Raw genomic sequence first — 16,094 nt, 5'->3', positions numbered from 1 at the left:
GAGGACGTAGGGCCCTTACAGTCAAACACGGCTGCTCGGACGTCAGTTCGCGTGTCTGAGCGCCAGCACCCCGCGCCAGCGCACCGTCAGTTCCCCGTACACCCGCAGCGCCTCCGCCGGGTTCCCCGCCCGCAGCGCCCTCAGCCCCTCCTCCAGTTCCCCCGCCGACCGGTCCGCCGACAACCGCTCGGGCCCCAGCAGGTGCACCAGGCCCCCGTAGTCCAACTCCACCAGCGAGCGCGGGTGGAACTCCTCCAGCCACCGCCCGGTCCGCTCGGCCCCCCGCGCCAGCTCCCCCTCCGGCACCCACTCGCGCAGCGCCCGGTACGCCCGCGCCACCCGGCGGCGCGCCTGCGCCATCGGCACCAGGTAGTACAGCGCCGCCGCCCGCACCCGCCCGTCCGCCCCCTTCACCACATCCTGCTGCTCCTGCTGCTCCGGCGGCTCCGGCGGTTCTGGCGGCAGGAAGCAGCGGTCCTCGTCCCCGAAGGGCAGGAACCACCGCACCGGGACCTCCCACCGGCTGGTGAGGATCCACGGCCGCGCGTCCGGGTGCTCGGCCTTCCAGCGCTCCCGGTCCGCCTCGGCCGCCTCCCGCACCGCCGCCGGCAGGGCCGTCTCCAGCAACGCCACCGGCGCCGCCTCCCGCAGGCCCTCCAGCGCCTGCCAGCTGCGCAGCCGCGTCGCCCACGGGCAGACGTAGAGGACGCCGTCCAGCACCCGCAGGAACGCCCGCTCGCTCTCCCGCTCCGGCAGCGCCCTCGGCGTGCGCGAGGCCAGCTCCGCGAGCGCCTCCCGCTGCTCCTCCAGCACCGCCCCGGCCACCGGCTGCCCGGCCCCCGTCGCGTCCGGCCCGTGCTCGGCCGCGTACGCCTGCCAGTGCCCGCGCTCGGGCTCCGGATAGGCCGCCAGCGGCTCGTACACCCGCAGGTGGGCGGCGTAGGGCGGCTGTACGGACGTGCGCACGACGGTCACGTCCTGCATGGTCGCACGCACCACCGACGCCCGGGAGGGCGCGGACCCGAACCGTTCGCGCCCACACTCCGCACCCCCTCACGTCTCATCCCTCGGACAACCGCCCCCACCTCGGACGGAACCGGGGATCGGCCGCCCGCGCGCGACTACTCTTCGCCGTAGGGCGCCCGCACCACAGCAGCGGGCCTTTCGATACTGGAGTCACCACAGTGACCGACGTACAGACCCCGGCAACGCACCCCGCACCCGGCGTGCTCAGCAGGATCTTCCGCACGGAGCAGGACGGCGCCGGCGACGGCCACGAGCAGGTCGTCCTCTGCCACGACCGCAGCTCCGGTCTGAAGGCGATCATCGCCATCCACTCCACCGCGCTCGGCCCCGCCCTCGGCGGCACCCGCTTCTTCCCGTACGCCTCCGAGGAGGCGGCCCTGGAGGATGCGCTCAACCTCTCGCGCGGCATGTCCTACAAGAACGCGCTCGCCGGGCTCGACCTCGGCGGCGGCAAGGCCGTCATCATCGGCGACCCCAACAAGGACAAGAACGAGGCGATGCTCCGCGCGTACGGCCGCTTCGTGGAGTCCCTGCGCGGCCGCTACATCACCGCCTGCGACGTGGGCACCTACGTGCAGGACATGGACGTTCTCGCCCGCGAGACCTCGTTCGTGACGGGCCGTTCGCCCGAGCACGGCGGCGCCGGCGACTCGTCCATCCTGACCGCCTTCGGCGTCTTCCAGGGCATGCGCGCCTCCGCCCAGGCCCGCTGGGGCCAGCCGACCCTGCGCGGCAAGCGCGTCGGCGTCGCGGGCGTCGGCAAGGTCGGCCACTACCTCGTCGGCCACCTGGTCGCGGACGGCGCCACCGTCGTCGTCACCGACCCCTTCGAGGCCGCCGTCAACCGCGTGCGCGCCGCCCACCCGGAGGTGGAGGTCGTCGCCGACACCACCGCCCTGCTCCAGGCCAAGCTGGACGTCTACGCCCCCTGCGCCCTCGGCGGCGCGCTGACCGACGACGTCGTCGCGGCCCTGGGCGAGTTCGGCACCTCCGTGGTCTGCGGCGCGGCCAACAACCAGCTGGCCCACCCGGGCGTCGAGAAGGACCTCGCCGACCGCGGCATCCTCTACGCCCCGGACTACCTGGTGAACTCCGGCGGCGTGATCCAGGTCGCCGACGAGATCGACGGCTTCAACTTCGAGCGGGCCAAGAACAAGGCCACGAAGATCTTCGACACCACCCTCGAGATCTTCACCCGCGCCGCCTCCGACGGCGTCCCCCCGGCCGTCGCCGCCGACCGCCTGGCGGAGAAGCGGATGCGCGAGATCAGCGCCCTGCGCACCGTCCTGCTGCCGGCCGCCCGCCGCGCCTGATCCCGAACCCCGCGCTGCGCGGGGGGCCCCCGTCGGGCGACCCCCACCCGCCCCCCGCGCATCACGATGTGGAACCGGATTCTCACTTCTCCGCCCGAACGGGTGATCCCACGTCCCCCTAGGGGGGATAATCGTTCTCGGAACGACGGACCCGAGCCACCACCGAACAGCGTGCAAACCGCCGCAAAACCTCCTCTGACCTGGGAAGACCTGGCCACGGATGCGGTCGGTGCGCGCCACGTCACACTGACGACGTACCGTCCAGCGGCGGAAACGGGTACCGTTAATGCTCCAAGGGACGGTCCTCCCATTCGGGCGCGGCCGGTCCTGAACATGAACACGTGTCAGACTCGGGGCCGTGAGCCCCATCGTTGAGGGGGTCGACCCATGGGGCGCGGCCGGGCCAAGGCCAAGCAGACGAAGGTCGCCCGCGAGCTGAAGTACAACAGCGGCGGGTTCGACGCTAACCGTCTGTCCAACGAGCTGGGCGTATCGCCGTCCACCGCTTCGATCGAGCCGGAGCCGATCGAGGAGGAGGAGGACGACGACCCGTACGCGGAGTACGCCGCCCGCTACGCCGACCTCGACGACGAGGACGACACCGAGCCGGGCACCGGGCCCTCGCAGGCCCGCAGCCGCTCGTAACCCGTAGCTTCGCCGGACCGGTCCGGGCGCCCTGGGCGCCGGGCCGGTCTTCGGCGTTCCCGCACGACCGGGCTCCTGAACGTACGGAGAGGGCCCCCGCGGCGCGTGCCGCGGGGGCCCTCTCCGTACGTCACCGGACGGGTCAGCGGGTCGCGAAGCCCTCGTAGGCGTTGTACAGGGCCGCGCCGCCGTCGTGCTCGTCGGTGCGCTCGACGATGTCGCCCAGCAGCCAGGACTCGACGCCGCGGTCCTCGAGGATCGACAGCACCGCGTCCACCGAGTGCGGCGGGACGACGGCGACCATGCCGACGCCCATGTTCAGCGTCTTCTCGATCTCCAGGGTGGCCACCTGGCCGACCTCGGCGACGGTGCGGAAGACGGGCAGCGGGGTCCAGGTGCCGCGGTCCAGGCGGGCGTGCAGGCCCTGCGGGATGACCCGGGCCAGGTTGGCCGCCAGGCCGCCGCCGGTGACGTGCGAGAAGGCGTGCACCTCGGTGGCGCGGATCAGGGCCAGGCAGTCCAGCGAGTAGATCCGGGTCGGCTCCAGCAGCTCCTCGCCGAGGGTGCGGCCGAACTCCTCGACCCTGCGGTCCAGCTTCCAGCCGGCCTCGTTCAGCAGCACGTGGCGGACCAGCGAGTAGCCGTTGGAGTGCAGACCGGAGGCGGCCATGGCGATCACCACGTCGCCCGCGCGCACGCGCTCGGCGCCCAGCAGCGCGTCGGCCTCGACCACGCCGGTGCCGGCGCCCGCGACGTCGTACTCGTCCGGCCCGAGCAGGCCCGGGTGCTCGGCGGTCTCGCCGCCGACCAGGGCGCAGCCGGCCAGGGCGCAGCCCTCGGCGATGCCCTTGACGATCGAGGCGACGCGCTCCGGGACGACCTTGCCGACACAGATGTAGTCGGTCATGAACAGCGGCTCCGCGCCGCAGACCACGATGTCGTCCACAACCATGCCGACCAGGTCGTGGCCGATGGTGTCGTGCTTGTCCATGGCCGCGGCGATGGCGACCTTCGTCCCCACGCCGTCGGTGGCCGAGGCCAGCAGCGGACGCTCGTAGTCCTTGAAGGCGGAGACGTCGAAGAGGCCGGCGAAGCCGCCGAGACCGCCGACCACCTCGGGGCGGTTGGCCTTCTTCACCCACTGCTTCATGAGCTCGACGGCGCGGTCGCCCGCCTCGATGTCGACACCGGCGGCGGCGTAGGTGGCGCCGTTCTGGTTGCTGGTCACTGCGTGCGGCCCTTTCGGGTCAGGTGGGGGGTGGTTCTCGAAACAGCGGTGGGGCCCCGGTTCGCGGGACCCCACCGTGCGTTCTTACGGGCGGCGCAGCGCGTCGGCCGCGCCCGCCCCGCCGAACAGCGACTGGACGCCGTCCAGGTCGCTGCCGCTGGTCGGCTTGCCGCGGACGGCGGGCTGCTGCTGGCCGCCCTTGATCTCGGCCTCCAGCAGGAGCTTGCCGAGCAGCGCCGGGTCCGGCAGCTCCATCGGGTACTCGCCGTCGAAGCAGGCCCGGCAGAGCTTGTCCTTGGGTTGCTTGGTGGCCTCGATCATGCCGTCGATCGAGATGTAGGAGAGCGAGTCCGCGCCGAGGGTGCGGCCGATCTCCTCGATGGTCATGCCGTTGGCGATCAGCTCCGCGCGGGTGGCGAAGTCGATGCCGAAGAAGCAGGGCCACTTCACCGGCGGCGAGGAGATGCGGATGTGCACCTCGGCGGCGCCCGCCTCGCGCAGCATCTTCACCAGCGCGCGCTGGGTGTTGCCGCGGACGATCGAGTCGTCGACGACCACCAGGCGCTTGCCGGCGATGACCTCGCGCAGCGGGTTGAGCTTGAGGCGGATGCCGAGCTGGCGGATGGTCTGGCTGGGCTGGATGAAGGTGCGGCCCACGTAGGCGTTCTTCACCAGGCCGGAGCCGTACGGGATGCCGCTGGCCTCGGCGTACCCGATCGCGGCGGGGGTGCCGGACTCGGGCGTCGCTATCACCAGGTCGGCCTCGACGGGGGCCTCCTTCGCCAGGCGGCGGCCCATCTCCACGCGGGAGAGGTGCACGTTGCGGCCGGCGATGGAGGTGTCGGGGCGGGCCAGGTAGACGTACTCGAAGACGCAGCCCTTGGGCTTGGCCTCGGCGAAGCGGCTGCTGCGCATGCCGTTCTCGTCGATGGCGATGAGCTCGCCGGGCTCGACCTCGCGGATGAAGGAGGCGCCGCAGATGTCCAGCGCCGCCGTCTCGGAGGCGACCACCCAGCCGCGCTCCAGCCGGCCGAGGACCAGCGGGCGGATGCCCTGCGGGTCGCGGGCGGCGTAGAGCGTGTGCTCGTCCATGAAGACGAGCGAGAAGGCGCCCTTGACCTTGGGCAGGACGACCTTGGCCGTCTCCTCGATGGAGAGGTCCGGGTGGCCGGCCAGGAGGGCGGTCACCAGGTCGGTGTCGTTGGTCGCGGCCGTCCGGCCGGAGCGCGAGATGTGCTCCTCACCGGGCAGGTCGGCGACCATGGCCGCCAGTTCGGCGGTGTTCACCAGGTTTCCGTTGTGCCCGAGGGCCAGCGAACCGTGAACGGTCGCGCGGAAGGTCGGCTGGGCGTTCTCCCAGACCGAGGACCCGGTGGTCGAGTAGCGGGCGTGTCCGACGGCGATATGCCCGTGCAACGACCCCAGGGAAGCCTCGTCGAAGACCTGGGAGACGAGCCCCATGTCCTTGAAGACGAGAATCTGGGAGCCGTTGCTCACTGCGATGCCCGCGGATTCCTGACCGCGGTGCTGCAGGGCGTAAAGGCCGAAGAACGTGAGCTTGGCGACCTCCTCGCCGGGAGCCCAGACACCGAAGACGCCGCAAGCGTCCTGGGGGCCTTTCTCGCCGGGAAGAAGATCGTGGTTGAGTCTTCCGTCACCACGTGGCACGCCTTCGAGTCTAGGGCAGTTGACCAGGGCTTCCGGAACGCGGGATGCCCTGATCAGCGGGCCGGGGACTGGCGACGCGCGTAGACAAAACCCCTTACGGGGCGGGGAATTCGGGTGGGGGGAATTCCGGCGGAGGGCGGTTGGCCTTGTGGTTCGCGCCCGTTGGGGATTCGGGGACGCGCGACGGGGGCCGGCGGGGCGGGCGCGAAAGTGAGCCTGCTCACCCGGGGTTCACCTCGGCGTCATACGGGGGCCCGCCGGAGCGCGGGGGCGATCAGGGGGCCGAAAAGGGGACCGATCGGACGGCCGTTCAGGGTGCCCCTTCAGGCGGCGGGGAGCAGCAGGTCCCAGGCTCCGGGGTGGGCCGTCCACGTCCGGGCGCGGACCGGGCCGACGGGGTGGCCGTCCGCCTCGTAGCCGAAGCCCCGGCCGACCACCGAGACACTGGCCGCCCTGGCGCGCACCTCCGCACCGGGGGCGCGGACCACCACCTCCAGGACACCGTCCGCCGGCAGGGTGAGCTCGACCAGTCGGACCGGGCGGTGGACGTCGGCCAGCAGCCGCCCGTCCGCCTCGACCCGGACGCGGGGGCTGTGGTCCACCACGGCTTCGGTGGTGAGTGCGTTCGCCTGCTCGGCCGCAGCCAATTTCGCCCATAGCGAACGCCAGCCACCTGTTCGGCCCACCGGACGCCGGGCGCCGCCCCCGATGATCCGCACCCCACCCAGGGCCACTCCGCCGCCGTCGTCCACCAGCAGGTCCAGCCTGCGCGCCATGCCGGACAGCACCGCCCGCGCGGCCCGCACCGGCTCCACCGGCACGCCCAGCGCGCGGGCCGCCGCCACCTCCTCGGCGCGGCCGACCGGAACCATGCCCACCGGATCGGCGCCCAGCTCACGCTGGCGGTACAGGGCTTGCAGCACCCGCTGGAGCGCGAGGTCGGAACCGATCACCACCGGTCGTCTCCGACCCCGGTGCGAAAGCAGCCGGTCGAGTTCGGACGGGGTCTCCGGATGGGCCACCTTGACGTCCGCGCCTCCGCAGAGCACGTCCTTCGCGATCCGCACCGACTCACCGTCCACCTGCCGGGCCACCGGGTCGAGGAGCAGCAGGATCGGCTCGGGGCCGCCGTTCACGGGCGTGGACTGGGACGACACGACCGGTCCTTCCTCAGGTAATCTCTCGGTGCAAGAGCCCCTTGCGCTACTGCGCCAGGGGCTTCGTCTATCTCGGGGCAGACTGCGGCCTACGCAGGATGCCCCAACCGGAAGGGGTGTACGCCTGTGCCGGCACTCGTGCTCGTTGGCGCTCAGTGGGGGGACGAGGGCAAGGGGAAGGCCACCGACCTCCTCGGCGGCTCCGTCGACTACGTCGTCCGCTACCAGGGCGGCAACAACGCCGGTCACACGGTGGTCATCGGCGACCAGAAGTACGCCCTGCACCTGCTCCCCTCCGGCATCCTCAGCCCGAACGTCACGCCGGTCATCGGCAACGGCGTCGTGATCGACCCGGGCGTGCTGCTCTCCGAGCTGGCCGGCCTGAACGAGCGCGGCATCGACACCTCGAAGCTGCTGATCTCGGGCAACGCCCACCTGATCACCCCGTACCACCGCACCATCGACAAGGTGACCGAGCGCTTCCTCGGCAAGCGCAAGATCGGCACCACCGGCCGCGGTATCGGCCCCGCCTACGCGGACAAGATCAACCGCATCGGCATCCGGGTCCAGGACCTGTTCGACGAGTCGATCCTGCGCCAGAAGATCGAGGCGGCGCTGCACGACAAGAACCAGATCCTGGTCAAGCTGTACAACCGCCGCGCGATGCCGGCCGACCTGGTGGTCGAGGAGTACCTGGGCTACGCGGAGAAGATCCGCCCCTTCCTCGCCGACACCACCCTCGTCCTGGACGAGGCGCTCAAGGCGAACAAGGTCGTCCTGCTGGAGGGCGGCCAGGGCACCCTGCTCGACGTCGACCACGGCACGTACCCCTTCGTGACCTCCTCGAACCCGACCTCGGGCGGCGCCTGCACCGGTGCCGGCATCGGCCCGACCAAGATCGACCGGGTCATCGGCATCCTCAAGGCGTACACCACCCGCGTCGGCTCGGGCCCGTTCCCGACCGAGCTGCTCGACGAGGACGGCGAGGCCCTGCGCCGCATCGGCGGCGAGCGCGGTGTGACCACCGGTCGCGACCGCCGCTGCGGCTGGTTCGACGCCGTGATCGCGCGCTACGCGACCCGCGTCAACGGCCTGACGGACTTCTTCCTCACCAAGCTCGACGTGCTCACCGGCTGGGAGCAGATCCCGGTCTGCGTCGCGTACGAGATCGACGGCAAGCGCGTCGAGGAACTCCCGTACAACCAGTCCGACTTCCACCACGCCAAGCCGATCTACGAGACGCTGCCCGGCTGGACCGAGGACATCAGCAAGGCGAAGACCTTCGCCGACCTGCCGAAGAACGCCCAGGCGTACGTGAAGGCGCTGGAGGAGATGTCCGGCGCCCCGATCTCGGCGATCGGTGTCGGCCCCGGCCGTGACGAGACGATCCAGATCAACTCGTTCATCTGATCGAGTAGTTGAATCGAGTAGTTGAGACGAAGGCCCGGCGGGAACCTCCCGCCGGGCCTTCGTTCTGCCCACCTTCCGATCTTTGCACTAAGGCAGAGACCTCTTGCCTCTAGTGCAAAACGCGTTTATGTTCGCACCATGACCGCGAAGCTTCCCGCCCCCGTCACCCTCACCGGCCGCCACATCCGCCTGGAGCCGCTGGAGCGCCGCCACCTCGCCGACCTCTGGGCCACCGTCGGCTCCGACCCCGAGGTCTGGCGCTGGACCATGGACCTCCCGCCCGCCTCGGAGGAGGAGCTGGGCCGGATCCTCGACACGAGGATCGCGGAGGCGGCCACGGGCACGTCGGTCCACTTCACCGCCGTCGACCTCGCGAGCGGCCGGGCCGTCGGCATGACCGGCTACCACGACTTCAGCGCGCAGGACGAGTACCTGGAGATCGGCGCCACCCTGTACGCCCGCTCGGTCTGGCGCACGGCGGTCAACACCGAGGCCAAGCTGCTGCTGCTCACCCACGCCTTCGAGGAACTGGGCATGGGCCGGGTCTACTGGAAGACCGACGCCCTCAACGAACGCTCCCGCAACGCCATCCAGCGCCTCGGCGCCGAGTTCGAGGGAGTCCAGCGCCGCAACCGTCTGCGCCCCACCGGCACCTGGCGCGACACCGCCTACTTCGCGATGCTCGCCGACGAGTGGCCCGAGGCCAAGTCCCGTCTCACCGAACGCCTTTCGCGCGGCTGAGACCGGGCCGCACGGAAGGGGGGACCGGACGGCCCTCCTCTTCCGCAAACGCGAAATGCCCCGAGCGGGGCGTGGGGTCATTTGCGCTCGGCGGGCCGGGAATGACGGACGGGGAACTCGGAATTGGGGGAACGGCGTTCGCGCGGCTGGCAGTTCACCAACCAGACCAGCCAGCCGACGAAAAGCACGGCGAGCAGCAGGGCGGACAGTCCGCCGACCAGGAGGGCATTCACCAGGGTGATCGACTGCCCAGGTGGGGGCGGGGAGTGGGAGAAAGGGGCACGGGCGTCTCCGGTCGTTGATGTCGGGCGCACTGGGCCATGCAACCGGTGTGTTCTACGGCTGGATTGTGGACTGTTCAGCCGACAACAAGTCAGCGAGTGACACGGAAGACCCTAGAGTCGAGGTGCAAGACTTGCTACCGAGGCCGTGGACGTTCACTCCATCGTGGGGTATCCCCCATTTCAGTAGCTACGTCCGGTTACGCGCGGCACACTTCACCGGAAGCATCGACCGAAGCCCGCGATCCGGAGAGTAGAGACAATGCCACCCCGCTTGTCGCCCACCGTGCGCCAGCAGCGCCTCGGGATCGAACTGCGCAAGATGCGCGACCGCGTGGGCGTGACGCCCAAGAACCTGGCCGCCACGCTCGGAACCGACCTGCCCAAGATCTCCCAGATGGAGAACGGCAAGTCCGGCATCAGCGCCGAGCGGCTGCGCATCTGGGCCCGTACCTGCGACTGCCCGGACGGGCCGTACCTCGACGCCCTGCTCGCCATGACGCAGGACCGGCGCAAGTACTGGTGGGACGGCTTCCGCGGCCGGATGCCGAGCGCCATCGTCGACATCGCGGAGATGGAGCACCACGCCGAGTCGCTGTCCATCCTCAACACCACCTTCATCCCCGGCCTGTTGCAGACCCCGGCCTACGCCGCGGCGGTGTTCGAGCGCCTGCCCCCGCAGATGCGGCAGGACGCGCCGGTGCGGGCGGAGTTCCGGCTCCGGCGCCAGCGGATCTTCGTCGACCACCCGAAGCCGTACTGCGCGATCCTCCACGAGTCCTCGCTGCGCATGCAGTTCGGCGGGCCGGAGGTGCAGCGGGAGCAGCTGATCGCGCTGCTGGAGAAGTCGGAGCAGCCGGGGCTGGACATCCGGGTGATCCCGTTCAGCGTCCCCAACTACCGGGGTTCCAACGAGAGCAGTCTCTACCTCGCCCGAGGGCCGGTGCCGGAGCTCGACACCGTCCAGATCGACCTCTCCAACGGGCCGAAGTTCGTCCACGCCGAGGCCGAACTGGCCACCTACCGCCGGATCAAGGAGGAGGCCACAGCGATCGCGATCGGCGCGGAGGAGTCCCGGGACTTCATCCGGGCCTTAGCGAAAGACTTCTCATGAGCACGTGGAGAAAGGCGTCGACCAGCGGCGAGCAGGGCGAATGCGTCGAAGTCAGGGCGATGGGCGGGGTGGTGGAGATCCGCGAGTCGGACTGGCCCGAGGTCGTGGTGCGGACGACGCCGCGCAAGTGGGCCGCCTTCGTCCGCGGGGTGAAGGCCGGCGAGTTCGACCGCTACGGGGACTTCGGCCAGCCGTGAAGCCGCGGCGGCCGGAGGGGATCACTGCGCGAACGGCTGCGGGGCCCGGGATCGTGTCCCCGGGCCCCGCAGCCGTCCCCTCCCCTTCTCCCCCTCGCTGACCGGCCCCCTCAGCCGATCAGGTCCAGCGCCCCGGTGTTGGCCAGGTCGTACGCCCCGGCCAGCAGCAGGAAGAACAGCGCCGACAGCGTCACCCCGGTGTAGTGCACCCGGCCGAGCACGCCCCACCAGCCCTTGACCCAGGCCAGCACCGTGCAGACCGTCATCGGGACGGCCAGGGCCAGGGCGGTGAGGATCAGCACCGGCACGACGGTCAGCAGCGGCGAATCGCCCAGGAACAGCGTCTGGTTGAGCGCGTTGGGATCGGCCGTCAGCATCGCGAATCCGCAGGTGGCGGCGGTCAGCAGCAGGGCGGTCACCCAGCCGAGCAGCCGCACGGCGGTCGGGGCGGCGGGCCGGGCGGTGTCCCCAGTGGTCCGGCCCCGGCGGCGCAGCAGTCGCACGGCCGCGGCCACCGCCCAGCCGATCAGGCTCAGCACGAGGACGGCCAGGCTGACGACCATCACGACCTGGTGCAGGCCCGGGGCCTGGTACCAGGCGAGCAGCTCGTAGGCGACGGTCGGGTCGGCGTCGCTGAGCAGGGAGACCACCTTGCCGCCCGCGTCCCTCCGGAAGGCGATCCGGGAGCCGCCGCCGACCTCCTGGAACAGGCCCGGCTCGATCTGCTGCCAGTGCGTCTCGGTGACCTGCGGGTCGCGGGAGAGCGGGCCGGAGACCGTCAGCCGGCCGCCATCGGCGGTGACGTGCAGGGAGCCCATCAGGGCGGAGGCCCTGGTCAGCGTGGACTGGCTGGTCCGGGTGGAGCGGTAGTCGCCGGTGTAGGCGTCCAGGCCGGAGGTGAGGGCCGGCGCGGCCGGGGCGGGCGGAGCCGGGTAGAAGCGGTCGAGGAAGGCGTTGAGGACCTGCTGGGTGGTCCAGCCGCCGGTGGAGTCCTCGCCGTCGCCGTTGACGCTCACGTAGAGGCCGACGCCCTGTCCGGGCAGCAGCGCCACGTTGGTGTGGAAGCCGGGCACGTCGCCGTCCTTGACCAGGAGGCGCAGGCCGTTGCGGTCGCGCTGCTCCAGCAGGTACGCCATGCCGGGCAGGCGGGGGTCGGGGCCGTAGTGGCGGTCGAGCAGCCGGGCGGTGGTGGCCGGGTCGAGGATCTGCCGGCCGTCGACGGAGCCGCCCTGGAGCAGGGCGAGCAGCAGCCTGGACATGTCGGAGGCGGTGGTGACGGCGGCGGCGCCGGTGGGGGTCAGCGGGCCGTAGAGGCCCTCGGTCTCGGTCTGGCCGGAGCCCTCGGGGCGGTAGCCGTGGGCGAGTTCGGCGTCGATCGGGGCGGGGTGGGGCTGGGCGAAGCTGGTGCGGTCCATGCCGAGCGGGCGCAGCACGTGCTCGCTCAGGTACTGGTCGTACGGCTGGCCGGAGACCACCTCGACCAGGTAACCGGCCAGCGCGACGCCGTAGTTGTCGTACGCGGCGGCGGTGCCCGGGGCGCGCACCCGCTCCGGCTGGTGGGCGGCGAGGGTGGCGCCGAGGGCGCCGACCTGCTCGGGGCGGGCCTGGGCCAGGCCCATGAAGGTGTCGTCGAAGCCGCCGGTGTGGGTGAGGAGGTTCTCGACGGTGACGGGGTGGCCCGGGTAGGTGTCCCTGATCCTGAAGGCGGTCAGGTAGCGGTTGACGTCGGTGTTCAGGTCCAGCTTTCCGGCGTGGACCTGCTGGAGGACGGCGATCGCGGTGAACAGCTTGGCGTCGGAGCCCATGAAGAAGGCCGTCCTCGCCGGGTCCACCGGCCTGCCGGCCGGCACGTCCGAGACGCCGTAGCCCGCGGAGTACAGCTCCCGGCCCCCGCCGACCACCGTCACCGTGGCGCCGGGGACATGGTGCTCGGCCAGCAGCTTCGGGACGGTCTCGTCGAGCAGCCGCTTGACCTCGGAGGGGGACGGGGCGGGGGTGCCGGTCGTGGCCGCCTCGGCGCGGGCCGGGGTGAGGCCGTAGAGGAAGAGGCCGATCGCGGCCAGGACGAGCAGCAGCCGGACGTACTTCTTCATCGGAACTCCCGTTCGTAGCAAGGTGGTTGTGGAAGCACCGGCGCTGTGCCGCGGGCCGCTTCCCGACACCGGAAACGCTACGGACGGGAACTGTTCGTAGACAGGGACTCTGGACGTGGATTGGATGGTGTACCCAGGTACCCCTGACAGGGGTCCTGGGCCCAGTGTTCTCCGCGGGGGGACGCGGCAGTCTTGAGCCTGTCAGCAGGCGATCAGCAGGAACCAGGGGGGTCGGGCACCATGGCGAGCGACATCAGCGGTGGGATCGGGAGCAGGACGCGGGGCGGAGGATCGGGCCTGATCGCCCGGATCGGGCGGGCCCTGCGGGCCACGGCACTCAGCACCGCGCTGGCCGCGTTCATCGTGCCGCAGATGGTGGTGCTGACGGCCGTCTCCCTCACCGCCTCGCTGGTGGGCCTGGGCGTCGGCCTGCTGCTCGTGCTGCCGACCTTCCTGGCGGTGCGCCGAGTCACCTCGCTGCGGCGGGAGTTGGCCGCCAACTGGTCCGGCGTCGAGATCCCCGAGCCGTACCTGCCGATGCCCGAGGCCGAGCCGGGCCTCCGGAGCCTGTGGCAGCGCTGCCAGAGCGTCCTCGGCGACCCGGCCACCTGGCGGGACATCGCCTGGCTGCTCGCCGACTCGGTGATCGGCTTCACCCTGGCGATCCTCCCCCTCTCGTTCATCGTCTACGGCCTGTTCGGCCTGGCCATGCCCTGGGTCTGGGAGCCGATCGTCAACAACGGCGGCAACGACTGGTACCTGTGGGTGAAGGTGACCGACGACAGCAGGGCCCTGCTCTGCACCGTGCACGGCCTGCCGCTGATCGCCGCCGGCCTGGCCATGGCCCCCGCCGTGCTGCGCGGCCACGGCCTCTTCGCCAGGACCCTGCTCGGCCCGACGGCCCGCGCCGAGGCCCTGGCCGCCGAGCGCAAGGTCGCCCACCTCACCGAGACCAGGCGCGACGCGCTGACCACCCAGGCCGCCGAACTGCGCCGCATCGAACGGGACCTGCACGACGGCGCGCAGGCCCGGCTCGTCGCCATGGGGATGAACATCGGCGTCGCCGAGCGGCTCCTCGAGCGGGACCCGAAGGCCGCGAAGGAACTGCTCGCCGAGACCCGCCAGGCTTCCGCGGCCGCGCTCGGCGAACTGCGCGACCTGGTGCGCGGCATCCACCCGCCGGTCCTCGCCGACCGCGGACTCGCCGACGCCGTACGGGCCCTGGGCCTGGACAGCCCGCTCGACGTCGCCGTCACCGCCGACCTGCCCGGCCGGCCCGAGGCACCCGTCGAGTCCGCGATCTACTTCGCCGTCTCCGAGGCCCTCACCAACGCGGCCAAGCACTCCGGCGCCGACCGCGTCGACGTCCAACTCTGGTACGAGGACGGCAAGCTGCGGGCCCAGGTCACCGACGACGGCACCGGGGGCGCCGACCCCTCGCGCGGCAGCGGCCTGCGGGGCCTGGAACGGCGACTTGCTACCTTCGACGGGATCTTGGCCGTCCGCAGCCCGCTCGGCGGCCCCACGACTCTGACGATGGAGCTGCCGTGCGAGTTGTACTCGCCGAGGACCTCTTCCTCCTGAGGGACGGTCTGGTCCGGATGCTGCAGGCGTACGACTTCGAGGTCGTGGCCGCGGTGGACACCGGACCCGACCTCCTGCAGGCCCTCCTCACCGAACGCCCGGACGTGGCCGTCGTCGACGTGCGACTGCCCCCGACGTTCACCGACGAGGGCCTTCAGGCGGCTCTGGAGGCGCGCCGGCAAATACCCGGCCTGCCGGTGCTCGTGCTCTCCCAGTACGTCGAGCAGCTCTACGCCAAGGAGTTGCTCGCGGACGGCAGCGGGGCGATCGGGTACCTGCTGAAGGACCGGGTCTTCGACCCCGACGAGTTCGTGGCGACCGTCCGGCGGGTGGCCGCCGGCGGCACGGCGCTGGACCCGCAGGTCATCGCCACGCTGGTCAGCAACACCGAACGCACCAAGCCGCTGGCCCGGTTGACGCCGCGTGAGCGCGAGGTGCTGGAGCTGATGGCGGAGGGCCGCTCCAACGGGGCGATCGCCGAACGGATGGTGATCACCGAGCGGGCGGTGAAGAAGCACACCGCCAACATCTTCCTCAAGCTCGACCTGCCGCCCTCCGAGGAGGACCACCGGCGGGTGCTGGCGGTCCTCGCCTTCCTCGACGTCGCGCCCTCCGCCGGTTAGGACTTGCGGGCGGTGTGGACCGTCATCGCCGAGAGGTAGAAGGCGTCGGGGCGGTGCAGGACGCCGGTGGGGGCGTCGGCGAGGAGGGCGTCCAGGGTGGCGCGGTCCTCGGGGTCGAGGTGCTCGGCGAGCTGCTCGCGGCGGCGGTCGAGCTGGGTGTGCAGGTACTCGCGCACCGGCCGGGCGAGCGGGGCCCGGTGCTCGACCAGGAAGGTGCGGGTGCCGCTCGGGGTCAGCCCGGCGCGCTCCAGCATCGCCGCCCAGTCCTCCACCTCCTCGACGGCGCCGGGCAGTTCGGCGCGCATCGCGGCGAAGCCGTCCTCCTGCACCGCGTCCATCCGGGCCTGGAAGCCGGGCCGGCCGAGGCCGAAGTGGCGCGGAAGGTAGCGCGGCGGCAGGCCGCTCTCGGCGACGGCGAGCAGCCCGCCGGGGCTCAGCACCCCGGCGAGGGAGGCGAGCGCGGCCTGCTGGTCGCCGAGGTGGTGGATCGCGTTGCCGGACCAGATCAGGTCGGCCTCGCCGAGCTTGCCGAACTCGGCGGGCAGGTCCGCCTGCTGGACGGAGAGCCGGCCGCCCGAGCGGGCCCCGGCGCGCTCCAGCAGCGCGGCGGACCGGTCCACGGCGACGACCTCAGCCCCGGTGAAGACCTCGGCGAGCATCGCGGCGATGACGCCGGGGCCGCTGCCGACGTCCAGGACGCGGCGCACCGCTCCGTCGTGCAGGCCCGCGAGCCACCGGGCCGCCTCGTCGACGGCGCCGCCGCGCAGTTCGGCCTCCCGCTCCAGGTGGGCGGCGAGCGCGTCCCAGTCCATGTCGGCGGCGGGGACGCCGTGGTGGTGGCCCGCGTGCCGGTGCTGGTCCTGGTCCTGGTGCTGGTCTTGGTGCTGGTCCTTGTGCATGGGATTCCCTTCCGAGGAATGCGGCGGCAGGTGGCGCTCACCTCCACCGCCAGGCTGGGACCACCTGCCCGCTGCGGCAAGCTTTGTTGCCGTCCCGGCAAACCTCCGAGGGTTC

The 16,094-nt window shown here is 71.7% G+C and carries 15 protein-coding genes; 8 read left to right on the top strand and 7 right to left on the bottom strand.

All coding sequences use genetic code 11. The features are described 5' to 3' along the window. Nucleotides 1-42: 42 nt before the first annotated feature. Nucleotides 43-984 (bottom strand): hypothetical protein, encoded by a 942-nt coding sequence (locus tag IH61_RS0121755; protein WP_031072307.1) that lies wholly within the window; start codon nucleotides 982-984, stop codon nucleotides 43-45. A gap of 200 nt (nucleotides 985-1,184) precedes the next feature. Here IH61_RS0121755 and IH61_RS0121750 point away from each other — a divergent pair, with 200 nt between their 5' ends. Together IH61_RS0121750 and IH61_RS0121745 are read left to right on the top strand one after the other, a co-directional pair. Further along, complete coding sequence (locus tag IH61_RS0121750) at nucleotides 1,185-2,339, top strand: Glu/Leu/Phe/Val dehydrogenase dimerization domain-containing protein (RefSeq protein ID WP_051837648.1); 1,155 nt, start codon at nucleotides 1,185-1,187, stop codon at nucleotides 2,337-2,339. A 387-nt stretch (nucleotides 2,340-2,726) separates the two neighbouring features. Beyond that, nucleotides 2,727-2,984: a DUF3073 domain-containing protein gene (locus IH61_RS0121745; protein WP_031072302.1), complete on the top strand. Its 258-nt coding sequence runs from the start codon at nucleotides 2,727-2,729 to the stop codon at nucleotides 2,982-2,984. A 142-nt stretch (nucleotides 2,985-3,126) separates the two neighbouring features. On the opposite strand, the gene purM is transcribed toward IH61_RS0121745, so the two are convergent. The 3 genes from purM to IH61_RS0121730 all read right to left on the bottom strand — a co-directional run bounded on the left by purM (nucleotide 3,127) and on the right by IH61_RS0121730 (nucleotide 7,037). Next, the gene (gene purM, locus IH61_RS0121740) at nucleotides 3,127-4,212 is read right to left on the bottom strand and encodes a phosphoribosylformylglycinamidine cyclo-ligase (RefSeq protein ID WP_031072300.1); all 1,086 of its coding nucleotides are present in this window, start codon (nucleotides 4,210-4,212) and stop codon (nucleotides 3,127-3,129) included. 84 nt (nucleotides 4,213-4,296) lie between these two features. After that, nucleotides 4,297-5,880: an amidophosphoribosyltransferase gene (gene purF, locus IH61_RS0121735; RefSeq protein ID WP_031072299.1), complete on the bottom strand. Its 1,584-nt coding sequence runs from the start codon at nucleotides 5,878-5,880 to the stop codon at nucleotides 4,297-4,299. Between the two features lie 323 nt (nucleotides 5,881-6,203). Continuing rightward, nucleotides 6,204-7,037 carry a hypothetical protein gene (locus tag IH61_RS0121730; protein WP_031072297.1) on the bottom strand — a complete coding sequence of 278 codons (834 nt, stop codon included), beginning with the start codon at nucleotides 7,035-7,037 and terminating at the stop codon, nucleotides 6,204-6,206. A 126-nt stretch (nucleotides 7,038-7,163) separates the two neighbouring features. Between IH61_RS0121730 and IH61_RS0121725 the strand changes: the two genes are divergently transcribed. Both IH61_RS0121725 and IH61_RS0121720 read left to right on the top strand, forming a co-directional pair. After that, nucleotides 7,164-8,447 (top strand): adenylosuccinate synthase, encoded by a 1,284-nt coding sequence (locus IH61_RS0121725; protein WP_031072295.1) that lies wholly within the window; start codon nucleotides 7,164-7,166, stop codon nucleotides 8,445-8,447. A gap of 138 nt (nucleotides 8,448-8,585) precedes the next feature. Next, a complete protein-coding gene (locus IH61_RS0121720; RefSeq protein WP_031072293.1) occupies nucleotides 8,586-9,188 on the top strand; it encodes a GNAT family N-acetyltransferase in 603 nt (200 codons plus the stop codon). Nucleotides 9,189-9,265: 77 nt separating this feature from the next. Here IH61_RS0121720 and IH61_RS47080 read toward each other — a convergent pair whose 3' ends face one another. After that, complete coding sequence (locus tag IH61_RS47080) at nucleotides 9,266-9,421, bottom strand: hypothetical protein (protein WP_158845163.1); 156 nt, start codon at nucleotides 9,419-9,421, stop codon at nucleotides 9,266-9,268. Between the two features lie 322 nt (nucleotides 9,422-9,743). On the opposite strand from IH61_RS47080, the gene IH61_RS0121710 reads away from it, so the two are divergent. Then, nucleotides 9,744-10,583 carry a helix-turn-helix domain-containing protein gene (locus IH61_RS0121710; protein ID WP_158845158.1) on the top strand — a complete coding sequence of 280 codons (840 nt, stop codon included), beginning with the start codon at nucleotides 9,744-9,746 and terminating at the stop codon, nucleotides 10,581-10,583. After that, nucleotides 10,580-10,780 (top strand): DUF397 domain-containing protein, encoded by a 201-nt coding sequence (locus tag IH61_RS0121705; protein ID WP_031072289.1) that lies wholly within the window; start codon nucleotides 10,580-10,582, stop codon nucleotides 10,778-10,780. Before IH61_RS0121710 ends, IH61_RS0121705 begins: the two co-directional genes overlap by 4 nt. Before the next feature lie 110 nt (nucleotides 10,781-10,890). On the opposite strand, the gene IH61_RS0121700 is transcribed toward IH61_RS0121705, so the two are convergent. After that, nucleotides 10,891-12,873, bottom strand: a complete 1,983-nt coding sequence (locus IH61_RS0121700; RefSeq protein ID WP_051837643.1) for a serine hydrolase domain-containing protein — start codon at nucleotides 12,871-12,873, stop codon at nucleotides 10,891-10,893. A gap of 240 nt (nucleotides 12,874-13,113) precedes the next feature. Between IH61_RS0121700 and IH61_RS0121695 the strand changes: the two genes are divergently transcribed. Then, nucleotides 13,114-14,457, top strand: coding sequence for a sensor histidine kinase (locus IH61_RS0121695; RefSeq protein WP_031072285.1), 1,344 nt, complete (start codon nucleotides 13,114-13,116; stop codon nucleotides 14,455-14,457). Beyond that, nucleotides 14,421-15,080, top strand: coding sequence for a LuxR C-terminal-related transcriptional regulator (locus tag IH61_RS0121690; protein WP_031072283.1), 660 nt, complete (start codon nucleotides 14,421-14,423; stop codon nucleotides 15,078-15,080). The genes IH61_RS0121695 and IH61_RS0121690 overlap by 37 nt, the downstream gene beginning before the upstream one ends. On the opposite strand, the gene IH61_RS0121685 is transcribed toward IH61_RS0121690, so the two are convergent. Continuing rightward, entirely contained in the window at nucleotides 15,077-15,979 is a 903-nt protein-coding gene (locus IH61_RS0121685; protein ID WP_051837641.1) for a class I SAM-dependent methyltransferase, read from the bottom strand. The two genes, IH61_RS0121690 and IH61_RS0121685, sit on opposite strands and share 4 nt — an antisense overlap. Nucleotides 15,980-16,094: the final 115 nt, after the last annotated feature.

This window comes from Streptomyces sp. NRRL WC-3742 (genome assembly GCF_000720635.1).
Lineage (GTDB): Bacteria > Actinomycetota > Actinomycetes > Streptomycetales > Streptomycetaceae > Kitasatospora.
The sequence above is the reverse complement of the archived record's forward strand: the minus strand, read 5'-3'. Positions and strand labels throughout refer to the sequence as shown.